This is a genomic window from Nocardia sp. NPDC056064, assembly GCF_042266925.1.
Classification (GTDB): domain Bacteria; phylum Actinomycetota; class Actinomycetes; order Mycobacteriales; family Mycobacteriaceae; genus Nocardia.
Window position 1 is genome coordinate 287,012 of record NZ_JBHJWO010000001.1, and the last position, 11,732, is coordinate 298,743.

The 11,732-nt window shown below is 71.1% G+C and carries 13 protein-coding genes; 8 read left to right on the forward strand and 5 right to left on the reverse strand.

Annotated features, from left to right (window positions below; translation table 11 throughout):
- Nucleotides 1-54 precede the first annotated feature (54 nt).
- The 5 genes from ACFC06_RS01395 (at nt 55) to ACFC06_RS01415 (ending at nt 4,285) form a co-directional block, all read left to right on the forward strand.
- Nucleotides 55-1,329, forward strand: a complete 1,275-nt coding sequence (locus ACFC06_RS01395) for an aryl-sulfate sulfotransferase (protein ID WP_375926442.1) — start codon at nt 55-57, stop codon at nt 1,327-1,329.
- Nucleotides 1,326-2,150, forward strand: a complete 825-nt coding sequence (locus ACFC06_RS01400) for an ABC transporter permease (protein WP_375926445.1) — start codon at nt 1,326-1,328, stop codon at nt 2,148-2,150. The genes ACFC06_RS01395 and ACFC06_RS01400 overlap by 4 nt, the downstream gene beginning before the upstream one ends.
- Before the next feature lies 1 nt (nt 2,151).
- Nucleotides 2,152-2,910: an ABC transporter ATP-binding protein gene (locus ACFC06_RS01405; RefSeq protein WP_375926447.1), complete on the forward strand. Its 759-nt coding sequence runs from the start codon at nt 2,152-2,154 to the stop codon at nt 2,908-2,910.
- 25 nt (nt 2,911-2,935) lie between these two features.
- Nucleotides 2,936-3,901 (forward strand): ABC transporter substrate-binding protein, encoded by a 966-nt coding sequence (locus ACFC06_RS01410; protein ID WP_375926450.1) that lies wholly within the window; start codon nt 2,936-2,938, stop codon nt 3,899-3,901.
- Nucleotides 3,902-4,018: 117 nt separating this feature from the next.
- The gene (locus ACFC06_RS01415) at nt 4,019-4,285 is read left to right on the forward strand and encodes a hypothetical protein (protein ID WP_375926453.1); all 267 of its coding nucleotides are present in this window, start codon (nt 4,019-4,021) and stop codon (nt 4,283-4,285) included.
- A 172-nt stretch (nt 4,286-4,457) separates the two neighbouring features.
- Here ACFC06_RS01415 and ACFC06_RS01420 read toward each other — a convergent pair whose 3' ends face one another.
- The 4 genes from ACFC06_RS01420 to ACFC06_RS01435 form a co-directional block, all read right to left on the reverse strand.
- Nucleotides 4,458-4,868, reverse strand: coding sequence for an arsenate reductase ArsC (locus tag ACFC06_RS01420; RefSeq protein ID WP_375926456.1), 411 nt, complete (start codon nt 4,866-4,868; stop codon nt 4,458-4,460).
- Nucleotides 4,865-5,944, reverse strand: a complete 1,080-nt coding sequence (gene arsB / locus ACFC06_RS01425) for an ACR3 family arsenite efflux transporter (RefSeq protein ID WP_375926459.1) — start codon at nt 5,942-5,944, stop codon at nt 4,865-4,867. The genes ACFC06_RS01420 and arsB overlap by 4 nt, the downstream gene beginning before the upstream one ends.
- Nucleotides 5,941-6,315 carry an ArsR/SmtB family transcription factor gene (locus tag ACFC06_RS01430; RefSeq protein WP_375926460.1) on the reverse strand — a complete coding sequence of 125 codons (375 nt, stop codon included), beginning with the start codon at nt 6,313-6,315 and terminating at the stop codon, nt 5,941-5,943. Before ACFC06_RS01430 ends, arsB begins: the two co-directional genes overlap by 4 nt.
- A 74-nt stretch (nt 6,316-6,389) precedes the next feature.
- On the reverse strand, nt 6,390-6,908 hold the full coding sequence (locus ACFC06_RS01435) for an ArsI/CadI family heavy metal resistance metalloenzyme (RefSeq protein ID WP_375926463.1): 519 nt from the start codon (nt 6,906-6,908) through the stop codon (nt 6,390-6,392).
- Between the two features lie 99 nt (nt 6,909-7,007).
- Here ACFC06_RS01435 and ACFC06_RS01440 point away from each other — a divergent pair, with 99 nt between their 5' ends.
- The 3 genes from ACFC06_RS01440 (at nt 7,008) to ACFC06_RS01450 (ending at nt 10,104) form a co-directional block, all read left to right on the forward strand.
- A complete protein-coding gene (locus ACFC06_RS01440; RefSeq protein WP_375926466.1) occupies nt 7,008-7,364 on the forward strand; it encodes an Rv2640c family ArsR-like transcriptional regulator in 357 nt (118 codons plus the stop codon).
- A 206-nt stretch (nt 7,365-7,570) separates the two neighbouring features.
- Nucleotides 7,571-9,256, forward strand: a complete 1,686-nt coding sequence (locus tag ACFC06_RS01445; protein WP_375926469.1) for an alpha/beta hydrolase — start codon at nt 7,571-7,573, stop codon at nt 9,254-9,256.
- A 29-nt stretch (nt 9,257-9,285) separates the two neighbouring features.
- The gene (locus ACFC06_RS01450) at nt 9,286-10,104 is read left to right on the forward strand and encodes a cyclase family protein (protein WP_375926471.1); all 819 of its coding nucleotides are present in this window, start codon (nt 9,286-9,288) and stop codon (nt 10,102-10,104) included.
- A 6-nt stretch (nt 10,105-10,110) separates the two neighbouring features.
- On the opposite strand, the gene ACFC06_RS01455 is transcribed toward ACFC06_RS01450, so the two are convergent.
- A complete protein-coding gene (locus ACFC06_RS01455) occupies nt 10,111-11,667 on the reverse strand; it encodes an FAD-binding oxidoreductase (RefSeq protein ID WP_375926474.1) in 1,557 nt (518 codons plus the stop codon).
- Nucleotides 11,668-11,732: the final 65 nt, after the last annotated feature.

The following is an 11,732-nucleotide window of genomic DNA, read 5'->3' on the forward strand; positions in this document are numbered from 1 at the left end:
ATCCGTTACCGACGCGACCCACGGGCGCAACAACCGACAGGTGAAGTAGACGACATGTCCTACGCACGACTCACGGGAGTCACCCATCACGAACCGGGCGCCGCCCACGACAGCCTGGTGCTGTTCACCGGTGCCGACTCGGTCACCCGTCTGCTCGCCCTCGACGGAACCGTCGTGCGCGAATGGCCCTACGCGGGCGTGCCGCCGCGCATCATCGACCCGGCGCTCAACGGCGGCAGGCTCGGCGATCTCGGGGTGCAGTTCGGTGAGAGCGGTGACGGGCGCGGCGGGATCTACGCCAACGGCACTGTCGGGCAACTCGATTGGTCCGGCGAACGGGTGTGGGAGTGGGGGAGCCGGGCGCCCGGCGGCGCGGCCCGGCAGAACCACGACTGGCAGTTGCTGCCCAACGGCAACCGGCTGCTGCTGGTGACGGTGCCCCGCGTGGTCGCCCAGCTCGGCATTCCGGCGACCGTCGGCGACCAGGGACTCTACGAGGTGGCGCCGGACGGCGAGATAGTCTGGCAGTGGCTCGCCGGGGACCATCTCGACGAATTCGGTTTCTCCGCAGCGGGATTCGAGGCCCTGCGCGAGACCGCGGCCCGCGACCCCGAGGACCCGTGGGGCTACCTGGAGATGAACAGCGCCACCCCGCTGGGTCCGAACCGCTGGCACGACGCCGACCCGGACAGCGTCTTCCATCCGGACAACATCCTGGTCAGCTTCCGCAAGGCGAATGTGATCGCACTGATCGACAAGGGGTCCGGCGCGGTGCTCTGGCGGCTCGGGCCCTACTTCGAGGCCGCGCCGGGCGCCCAGCACCAGCGGATCAACGCGCACGCCGTGCCGCGTCCGGTCGACCAGATCTCCGGCCAGCACAATCCGCACCTGATCCCCGAGGGGCTGCCCGGCGCGGGCAATATCCTGGTCTTCGACAACCAGGGCGGCGCGGGGTATCCGCCTGCGCCACTGGGCATCTACGCGGGCTCGCGGGTGCTCGAGATCGACCCGGTCACGCGCGAGATCGTCTGGCAGTACACCGCCGAGGACTCCGGACGGCCGTCGTGGACGTTCTTCAGTTCCTTCGTCAGCAACGCCCAGCGGCTCCCCAACGGCAACACGCTGATCACCGAGGGCATGCACGGCCGGATCTTCCAGGTGACCCCGGCGGGCGAGGTGGTCTGGGAGTACCACAGCCCGTACGTGGGTTACGGCGTGGGCGGGGAGCCGGAGGTGCGCGAGCCGCGGGTGCCAGGCGTCGACCGGCTCACCCTGACTCCGCTGGTCTACCGGGCCTACGCGGTGCCCTTCGCCTGGGTCCCCGCATGACCGGCACCGTGCGCAGGCCCGCCGCGGTGAATCCGCGGCGGCTGCCGGTGGCCTCGTGGATCTCGCGCGGCGGGTCGCTCGGCTGGACCGTCGCGGGGCTGGTCCTGGCCGGACTCGCCTGGACGCTGCTGGTGGCGTCCGGGCAGTTCCCGCGCGAACTGCTGCCCAGTGTGCCCGAGATCCTGCGCGCCGCCGCCGAACTCGGGCGCGAGGACCTGCTCGCCGCCGATGTGCTGGCGAGTCTGCGCCGGGCGGTCGGTGGATTCGCCCTCGGCGCCGTCGCCGGGATCGGGGCCGCCGTCGTCACCGCGAACACCACCCTCGGACGGAACCTGCTCCAGCCCGTCCTGCGGCTGCTCTCGCCGATCCCGACCATCGGCCTGGTGCCGCTGGCCATTCTCTGGTTCGGCCTCGGTGAGGGCAGCAAGGCGCTGGTGATCGCGCTCGGTGTGTTCGTGCCGGTGTGGATCAACACGCACGCGGGCCTGGCGAGCACCCCGCGCGACTACCTGCGGGCCGCTCGCTGCCTGGGTGCGGGCCGCGGCCAGATCCTGCGCGAGGTCGTGCTGCCGGAGGCGGCGCCCGACATCGTCTCCGGGCTCCGGGTCGGCGCCGCGATGGCCTTCGTGCTCATCGTCGTGGCCGAGATGAGCGGCACCACCGCGGGACTCGGCTACCGCATCTACCAGGCCCAGCTGTTCTCCCAGGCCGATCGGCTGATCGCCTGCCTGATCGTGCTGGGTGTCCTCGGCGCCCTGGCCGACCTGGCCATCGCCTCGACCACCGCCCCGCTGACCCGCTGGGCCGCGGAGGAGCACTGACATGGCCATCCGGACCGACGATCTCGTCGTGCACTACCCGGGAAACCCGGCCCCCACCCTCGACGGCATCTCGCTGACGATCCCCGACGGATCGTTCACGGTGCTGCTCGGCGCCTCGGGCTCGGGCAAATCCACCCTGCTGCACTGCCTGGCCGGGCTCATCACCCCGACCTCGGGCACGGTCACCGACCACGGCGCCGCGGTGACGGCCCCGGACCCGCGCCGGGGCGTCGCCTTCCAGCGCGACGTGCTCTTCCCGTGGATGAGCGTGGCCGACAATATCGGCTTCGCCCTGCGCGCCCGCGGTGTCCGCGCCACCGACCGGCCCGCTCGCGTCGCCGCCCTGCTCGACGATGTCGAACTGGCCCGCACGGTCGCGGGCAGGCGCCCCAGCGAACTCTCCGGCGGCATGCGCCAGCGGGTGAGCATCGCCCGCCTGCTCGCCGGCGAACCCGCCGTGATGCTCATGGACGAGCCCTTCGCCGCCCTCGACGCGCTGACCCGGCTGAAGATGCAGGACCTGCTCACCGACCTGTGGACCCGCGCGCGGCGCACCATCGTGTTCGTCACCCACGACATCGACGAGGCGATCCGGCTCGCGGACACCGTCGAGGTGCTCGACAACGGCCGCCTCACCGAGCGCATCACCAACCCGCTCGACCGTCCCCGCCCCGCGGACACCCTCGCCGACCGCCCCGGTTACAGCGAGATCCGCAAGCGACTGCACCACCGGCTGGGCATCGCCCAGCCCACCCGCTGAACCCCATCACCCCCGAGGAACACCTGTGAAGACATCTCTGACGCGGCTCGTCACCGCCGCGATCACCGCGACCGCCCTCGCGTTCACCACCGCGGCCTGCGGCGACAGTACCGCCGCGGACCCGGCCACCCTCACCGTCGGCTTCGTGGTCGACCCGTCGTGGGCCCAGGTGCCGGTGGCCGCCGCGGCCGGCTATTTCGGCAAGCACGGTGTGAAGGTCGAGGTGGTGAACTTCCCGTCCGGTATCGAGGCCCTGCAGGCCGTCGCGGCCGGTCAGCTCGACGTGGCCACCGCGGCCGATGTCCCCAGCGCCGCCGTGCTCAGCAAGTCGCCGTCGCTGCGCGTGGTGGGCGACGGCGCCCGCTGGGAGGGCTCGCGCATCATCGCCCGCCGCGACGCGGGCATCGGCACCGTGGCGGATCTGGCGGGCAAGAAGATCGGGACGCCGATCGGCACCAGTGCGGCCTACTTCGCGGCGAATACGTTGGCCGACAACGGCATCGAGGCCGAGCTGGTCCAGGTGGCGCCGTCGGCGACGGTGACCGCCGCGACCCGCCACGATGTGGACGCGGTGTCGATCTTCCAGCCCTATCAGGCCCAGGTCGTGCAGGCGCTCGGCGCCGACGCGGTCGAGCTGACCGGCGGCAGCTACCGCCAGCACAGCCTGTATCTGGCCGCGGAGCGCGCGGTCACCACCAAGGCCACGGCGTTGTCGGCGTTCTTCGCCGCGCTCGACGAGGCCGGGCAGGACCTGCGGAATCTGTCCGACCCGGCGATCGCGGCCGTCGCCACCGCGACTCAGCTCGAACCGGGGCTGCTGCGAACGGTGTTGCCGCAGTTCGACTTCACGCTCCAGCTCACCCCGGAGCTGGCCGCCAAACTCGGCGAACTCGGTACCTGGGCCAAGGGCCAGGGCAAGATTCCCGCGAGCACCACGCTGCCGGACTACGCCACGGCCCTGGACTATCGCTTCCTGCCCGCGAGCCGCTAGCCTCACTGTCCGGCCGGGACTTCCGGGAGGGGAGTTGCCGGTACCGTCGTCACCGGATAGCCTCGATGTATTCAGTGTACAAATGTTCACTCAACACATCCGGGCGGGGTGGCGACAATGAAGTTGCAGACATCGGTAGGTGCCTGGCTGGACACGGCCGCGGACGACCTGCGTGCCCTGGGTGAGCTCGCCCGCGAGGTCCAGGCGGCGGTGCTCACCCGGCAGCAACGGATCCGGCGCGCCGCGGCCGCCACCTCCGGCCGGGACGTGATGTGGGAGGGATGCGCGATGGCCTACGACATCGTCGACCTCGCGGACGCCGCGCGCCGCGCCCGCTCCGACCGGCCACGGAACCGGCCCGCCGATCCGGACGTGTGGCGATGAGCGGCATGGCGCTGCTCGTGCTGGGCGCGCTCGCCGCCTTGGCCGTGGGATCGGTGTTCGCCGGGTATGCCGTGGCCGCCGTGAGCTGGTGGCTGGCCGTGGACCGTCCACCCTTGCTCACCCGCGTCTGCGCGGCAGTGCGGCCGGGCCTGTGGGTCCATCGGGTTCTCGATCAGCGCGCGACCGGTACCAGTTCGGCGATCAGGGCTTCGACCAGGATCTTGATCCGGTCCCGGATCGGGCGGACCGCGTCGATGCCCTGTCCGGCGGGATCGTCGAGCACCCAGTCGCGGTAGCTGACGCCGGGGAAGAACGGGCAGGTGTCGCCGCAGCCCATGGTGATGACGACATCGGAGGTCTCGACCGCGTCGGAGGTCAGAATCTTCGGCCGCTGTCCGGCGATATCGATCCCGAGCTCGGCCATCGCGGCCACCGCTGCCGGGTTGACGGTGTCGGCCGGTGCGCTGCCCGCGGAACGGACCTCGACGGTGTCACCCGCCAGGTGGGTGAGGAATCCGGCGGCCATCTGGGAGCGTCCGGCATTGTGCACGCAGACGAACAGGACGCTGGGTGTGGATGTCATGGGGCGCTGGGCCTTTCGGTCGTCGGGAATCGTTCGCGCAGCGCGAGCGCGACATAGACCAGCGCGACCAGCACCGGGACCTCGATGAGCGGACCCACCACCCCGGCCAGTGCCTGGCCGGAGGTGACGCCGTAGGTGGCGATCGCGACGGCGATGGCGAGTTCGAAGTTGTTGCCCGCGGCGGTGAACGCCAGGGTGACGGTGCGCGCGTAGCCGAGTCCCAGCGCGGCGCCGAGAACGTATCCGCCGCCCCACATGATCGCGAAGTAGGCCAGCAGCGGTACCGCGATCCGGGCGACGTCCCACGGCCGCGCGGTGATCTGCTCACCCTGCAGCGCGAACAGGATCACGATCGTGAACAGCAGCCCGTAGAGGGCCAGCGGGCCGATGCGCGGCAGCAACCGCGACTCGTACCAGTCGCGGCCCCTGGCGCGTTCGCCGGCGCGGCGGGTGAGGAATCCGGCCAGCAGCGGAATCCCGAGGAAGATCAGCACCGATCGCGCGATCTGGCCGGGCGAGGTGTCGATGGTGGTCTGTTCCAGGCCGAGCAGGCCGGGCAGTGCCGTGAGGTAGAACCAGCCGAGAGCGGCGAACATGACCACCTGGAACAGCGAATTCAGCGCCACCAGGACGGCGGCGGCCTCACGGTCGCCGCAGGCGAGGTCGTTCCAGATGACGACCATGGCGATACAGCGGGCCAGGCCGACGATGATCAGCCCGGTCCGGTACTCGGGCAGGTCGGGCAGCAACAGCCAGGCCAGCGCGAACATCAGCGCCGGACCGAGCACCCAGTTCAGCACCAGCGAACCGAGCAGCAACCGGCGATCACCGGTGACGGTACCGAGCCGGTCGTAGCGGACCTTGGCCAGCACCGGGTACATCATGATCAGCAGACCGAGCGCGATCGGCAGCGAGATGCCGTCGAGTTCGACGGCGCCGAGCGCGTCGCCCAGGCCGGGAATCGCCCGCCCGAGCAGCAGTCCCGCGACCATCGCGACCCCGATCCAGACCGGCAGGAAGCGGTCCGGCCTCGAGAGCCCGCCGACCACCGACGGGGCTTCGACGGTGTCGCTCACGCGGTCACCGCCGTCCCGGCCTCGACCGCGAGTACCTCCGACAGCCGCGCCAGCGCGTGCGGCACGACCCGGTAGTACACCCACGACGCGCGGCGTTCGCTGGTCAGCAGGCCGGCCTCGCGCAGCACCTTGAGGTGGTGCGAGATCGTCGGCTGACTCACGTCGATTCCGGCCGAAAGATCGCACACGCACGCCTCCCCGTCGGCCCGCGAAGCGATCGAGGAGAGCAACCGCAGCCGGACCGGGTCGGCCAGCGCCTTGAACAGCCCCGCCAGCTCGACCGCGGTCTCGCCGCTCATCGGGGGACGCGTGCGTGGTGTGGCCGCGCATCCGGGCGCGGCCACACTCAGCGGCAACTCTCGATTCGACATCCATCGATATTGACGGATATCGAATCGAGAAAGCAAACGAACACCGCGTGAACTCGCCGACGGGCGGGGTTCGCTCAGACGCAGCAGCGTGCGCCGGAGGCCACCGCCTTTGCCTTGGCCTCGGTCCCGCAGCACGCGTTCTCCGCGTCCGCTTCGGCGGTGGAGCCGCAGCACACACCGGCCGATTCGGTCGCGGCGCGTGGGAGTTCGGGTGCGGTGCCGAAGGTTTCGCTGTCGGCCAGCACGGTGTAGACCTCCCACCGCTCGCCACCGGGCCCGGTCACCCACACCTTGTCCTGGGTCGCGAAGCAGCACGTGGTCGCGATCTGCTCCTCGGTGAACAGGCCCGCCTCCGACAGTCGGGCGATCTCGCCGTGGACCTGCTCGGAGGAGTCCACCTCGACCCCGAGATGGTTGATCGATCCGCCCTGCCCGGTGTTCTCGATCAGTACGAGCTTCAGCGGGGGTTCGGTGATGGCGAAGTTGGCGTAGCCGGGCTTGCGCTTGGCCGGTTCGGTGGTGAACAGGGTCGAGTAGAACTGCACGGCGGTGTCGAGGTCGTCGACATTGAGGGCGAGCTGGATGCGGGACATGATCGAACCTCCACTTGTGAGACATATGTCGAAGAACTTGCGGCTCGAGTCTGCGCCACCTTTTCGACATATGTCAATACCGCGCGTAGGGTGGCTGCCATGCCCAAGGCGCTTCCCGTGATCGACATGTCCGCGCCGGTCTGTTGCGCGCCGGTGGCGGCGGAACCGGTGGACGACGACGCCGCCCTGGCGGTGGCGCTGCGGCTCAAGGCGATCGCCGATCCCGTGCGGGTGAAGCTGATCTCGCTGCTGCTGACCACCCCCGGTGGCGAGCGCAACGGTGGGGAGCTGGCCGCCGCGGTCGGGCTGGCGGAATCCACGGTGTCGCATCACCTCGGGCAGCTCCGCAAGGCGGGGCTGGTGAGTTCCGAGCGGCGGGGGATGAACACCGTGCATCGGGCGCGCCGTGACGCGCTCGCCGCGCTGTGCGCGGTGCTGGACCCGAACTGCTGCTAGGCCCGGCGGAACTGTTCGGCTCCGGGGGCCGCGAAGCGTCGATGACAGCTGGGTACGACGCGGAAATCCCGAACGCCGCGAATCCGAATATCCCGTGTTTCATGGCCGTATAGTGCAGAAATGCGCCGCGCCGCAAGAATATCGAGACGATCGGATTCGCCAGGCTTCGCCACCGTGCCCGCCGTGCGGGAAAACGGCTGCGGCTCATGACAACCGGGAGCGCCGAGGACGATTCGGCCCGCGAACACCACGCGGCGCGCGCTGTCGCGGCCCGGGGTAGTGGTGCCGGTTTCGGCGGGGCGGTGGGTGCGGTACTGCTGGTCTGGCTGTCGCTGACACCCTCGCTGCTGCCACGCGGACCGCTGTTCCAGGGCCTGGTCTCCGGTGCCGCGGCGGCGGTCGGTTACGGACTGGGGGTCGCCGTGGCCGCGCTGATCGGCTGGCTGCTGCAACGCCCGCTCCCCGGCCCGCCGCGAATCGTGCGCTGGGGGCTGGGCATTCTCGCCTGCGCCGCCACCGTGGGCGTGCTCTTCTGGTATGCGGGATGGCAGAACGAACTGCGCACGCTCATGGGCGTGTCCGATCTGCCCTGGCACGCCTATCCGATCCTGGCGGCCATCGCCGCCGTCGTCTTCCTGGTGCTGCTGGTGGTGGCACGCGTGGGCCGGGCGGCGGCACGAGGACTCGACACGGTGCTGTCGCGGGTGTTGCCGCCGCGGGTGGCCGCGCTGCTGGGCGGCATCGCGGTCGTCGCGCTCGCCATCGCGCTGCTGAACGGCGTGGTCGCCGAGGTCGCCATGGCGGCGCTCAACAACACCTTCAAGGCCGTGAACGAGGAGATCTCCGAGGACACCCCGCAACCGGAGTCCCGCGACCGGTCCGGGGGTCCGGGCTCGCTGGTGAGCTGGGAATCGCTGGGCAGGCAGGGCCGTATCTTCGTCGCCAACGGACCGACCGGGGCCGAACTCACCGCCTTCAGCGGCAAGCCCGCCCGCGAACCGATCCGCGTCTACACCGGTCTGGCCTCGGCCGAGAACGTCCGGGCCGAAGCCGATCTCGCGGTCGCCGAACTGCGGCGCACCGGCGCCTTCGAACGGTCCGTGCTCGGCGTGGCGACCACCACCGGCACCGGGTGGATCAACGAATCGACCGCCTCGGGCATCGAATACCTCGCCAACGGCGACAGCGCGCTGGTGAGCATGCAGTACTCGTATCTGCCGAGCTGGCTGTCGTTCCTGGTCGACCAGGAACGGGCCGGGCAGGCGGGCCAGGCCCTGTTCGAGGCGGTGCACGCCGAGTGGGACACCCTCCCGCCGGACCGGCGCCCGAAGCTGGTCGTCTTCGGGGAGAGTCTCGGCTCCTTCGGGGGCGAGGCCGCCTTCTCCGGAATCCAGGACATGGCCGCGCGGACCGACGGCGTCCTGTTCGTCGGCCCCACCGCCACCAACCCGGTGTGGCGCGACGCCACCGCCCGCCGCGACCCCGGCTCCCCGCAGTGGCTGCCGATCTACCGTGACGGCCAGACGGTCCGATTCGCCGCGGGCGCAGCCGATCTGGCCCGCCCGGCCCGGCCGTGGCCCGCCCCGCGGGTGGTCTACCTGCAGCATGCCTCCGACCCGATCACCTGGTGGACACCGCAGCTGTTGTTCCAGGAACCCGACTGGCTGCGCGAACCGCGCGGGCCCGACGTACTCGCGGGCACCCGCTGGATTCCGGTGGTGACCTTCCTGCAGCTCTCGGCCGACATGGCCGTCTCCACCGATGTCCCCGACGGTCACGGCCACACCTTCCACGCCGCGATCGCCGACGCCTGGGCCGCGATCCTGGAACCCCCGGGCTGGACGGCCGCCGACACCGAACGGCTGCGCCGCGTGCTGCAGAACGAGGACTGAACAGCGGCCGGCTCGGCTATCTTGAGCCGATGTGCGCCCCGGAGATCGTCCGTCACGTCCGCGAGGCCGCGCCGCGCCCGAACCGCCGTGCCCTGCTCGGGCTGGCGGGGCTGGCCGCGGCCGCCGCGGTGGTGCCCGCGCCCGCCGCGGCCACACCCCGCACCGGCGGTGTCGTCGACCTGACCCACACCCTGACACCGCGACTCCCGGTCTGGCCGGGTAATCCGCCGATCACCATGGTCCCCGTGGCCTGGCACGCCTCCGGCGGCTTCGGTCAGCTGGCGCTGGGCTACTGGGAGCACACCGGCACCCACCTCGACGCCCCGGCACACCGGATTCCGGGCGCCGCCACCACCGAGGCGCTGGCCGCCGCCGACCTGGTGGCCCCGCTGGTCGTCCTCGACATCAGCGCCAGAGCCGCGGACGACGCCGACGCGGTGGCCACCGTCGCCGACATCGACCGCTGGCGCGCGGCCCACGGCGAGATCCCCGAGCGCGCCTTCGTCGCCCTGTATTCCGGCTGGGAGCATCGCCTCACCGACCCGGCGACCTTCCTCAACCTCGACGGCCAGGGCCGCCCGCACGCCCCCGGATTCTCCGGTGAGGCCGCCGAATACCTGGTGACCCAGTGCGGCATCGTCGGCGCGGGCGTCGACACCCTCAGCCTCGACTGCGGCGCCGACCCCGACTACGGCGCCCACACCGCCCTGCTCGGCGCGGGCTGCTACGGCGTGGAGATGCTGGCCGCCCTAGGCTCGGTGCCGCCCAGCGGCGCGACCGTCGTGGTCGGCGCGCCCAAACACGCGGGCGGCACCGGCGGACCGTGCCGCGTGCTCGCACTCACCTGAGCGTCGTCAGGTGCCGATGGAGAGCTGGTGGCGGAAGGTGTCGCGCGGATCCCACGTCGCCTTGACCTGCCGCAGCCTCGGATAGTTCTCGCCGTAATAGAAGGCGTGCCAAGGTAATCCGGAGGTGTTCCATGCCGGGTCGGCCAGGTCGGGGTCCGGATAGTTGATGTAGCTGCCGCCGTAGTTCGCGCCGGGCACGGGCACGCCACCGGTGCCCGCGTGCACCTCGCGATACATCTCGCGCGCCCAGCGCAGGTAGCGCTCGTCGTCGGTGGGCAGCCGCCACGAGGCGTGGATGAGCATCTTCATGAACGAATCCCGCACGGGCATGGCCGTCGCGTCGGCGGCGACCGCGTTGATCGCGCCGCCGAAGGGCAGGAATTCCAGCTGGGATTCACCGAGGAAGGCCGGATCGGTGAGATAGCGGTAGAAGATCCGCAGCTGTTCGGGGGTGTAGGGGTTGCGCAGGTAGGCGGCTTTCACCTTCACGCGCGTGGAGTTCGCGCCCTTCGCGTAGTACACCTGGCGCACGGTGTCCTGGTAGGGCAGCTCGGTGACCGGCAGAACGATCGCACCGGGTGCCACCCCGTCGCACACCGCCGCCACGAACGCGTCGAAACGGGCGCGGGCGTCGGGGCTGTCGGCGTCGAGCAGGATCAGCATCTCGGCCGCGGCGGTGCCGGTGGTCCGGAACATCAGTGGTGCGTACAGGCCGGCGAACTCGTCACCGGGAGCGCTGTGCCGGGCGAAGAAGCCGAGATAGTTGCTCAGGAACCGCACGAAGGAGTCCTCGGTGGCGACCGGCAGGATCAGCCGGGCATTGAGCATCCGGCGCGGCGGGGTGGGCAGCGCGCGGGTGGGATCGGTGCCGTCGGCATCGGGGGAGCGCAGCAGGAATCGCGTCACCACACCGAAATTGCCGCCGCCGCCACCGGTGTGGGCCCACCACAGGTCGTGCTCGGGTCCGTCCTTGATGGCGGTCACCGTGCGCGCGGAGCCGTCGGCGTCGACGGTGACGACCTCCACCCCGGCCAGGTGATCGGCGACCAGCCCGAATTTCCGCGACAGCGGACCGTAGCCGCCGCCGGTGACGTGCCCGCCCATCCCGACACCCAGGCAGATACCACCCGGCACCGTCACCCCCCACCGGCTGTACAGCGCCTCGTAGACGCTGCCCAGATCGGCTCCCGCGCCGACGGAGACGGCGCGGTGCTGCTCGTCCCAGTGCACGGCGGTGAGCTCGCCGAGGTCGATGAGCGAGCGGGTCTCGGCACTGTCGACGAAGCCGTCGAAGCAGTGTCCGCCCGAGCGCACGGCGATGGTCGAGTTCTCCGCGACCGCGCGGGCGACCGCCGCGCGGACCTCCTCGGTGGTGCCCGGCACGTAGATCCGGTCCGGCCGGGCCTGGAAGCGGCGGTTGTAGCCGCGCAGGGTCAGCGGCAGATAGCGGGCGTCGCCCGCGCCGAGCACCGGGTCGGCGGCGCGGGCGTGGGGCATGCCGAGCGCGGCGAGCGCACCGCCCGCGGCGGCCGCGGTGATCAATCGTCGACGGGACAGGGACACCGGAATCCTTTCAGCCGAATCCGCTCGGACACTAGCCGACTCCCGATCGGGCTGAGCGCAATTCT

Bases quoted from the DNA above. Each gene is read 5' to 3' on its own strand.
- ACFC06_RS01445 (WP_375926469.1), top strand. From the start codon at position 7,571: ATGACAACCGGGAGCGCCGAGGACGATTCGGCCCGCGAACACCACGCG.
- ACFC06_RS01440 (WP_375926466.1), top strand. From the start codon at position 7,008: ATGCCCAAGGCGCTTCCCGTGATCGACATGTCCGCGCCGGTCTGTTGC.
- ACFC06_RS01395 (WP_375926442.1), top strand. From the start codon at position 55: ATGTCCTACGCACGACTCACGGGAGTCACCCATCACGAACCGGGCGCC.
- ACFC06_RS01430 (WP_375926460.1), bottom strand. From the start codon at position 6,315: ATGTCGAATCGAGAGTTGCCGCTGAGTGTGGCCGCGCCCGGATGCGCG.
- ACFC06_RS01450 (WP_375926471.1), top strand. From the start codon at position 9,286: ATGTGCGCCCCGGAGATCGTCCGTCACGTCCGCGAGGCCGCGCCGCGC.
- ACFC06_RS01415 (WP_375926453.1), top strand. From the start codon at position 4,019: ATGAAGTTGCAGACATCGGTAGGTGCCTGGCTGGACACGGCCGCGGAC.
- ACFC06_RS01435 (WP_375926463.1), bottom strand. From the start codon at position 6,908: ATGTCCCGCATCCAGCTCGCCCTCAATGTCGACGACCTCGACACCGCC.
- ACFC06_RS01400 (WP_375926445.1), top strand. From the start codon at position 1,326: ATGACCGGCACCGTGCGCAGGCCCGCCGCGGTGAATCCGCGGCGGCTG.
- ACFC06_RS01420 (WP_375926456.1), bottom strand. From the start codon at position 4,868: ATGACATCCACACCCAGCGTCCTGTTCGTCTGCGTGCACAATGCCGGA.
- ACFC06_RS01405 (WP_375926447.1), top strand. From the start codon at position 2,152: ATGGCCATCCGGACCGACGATCTCGTCGTGCACTACCCGGGAAACCCG.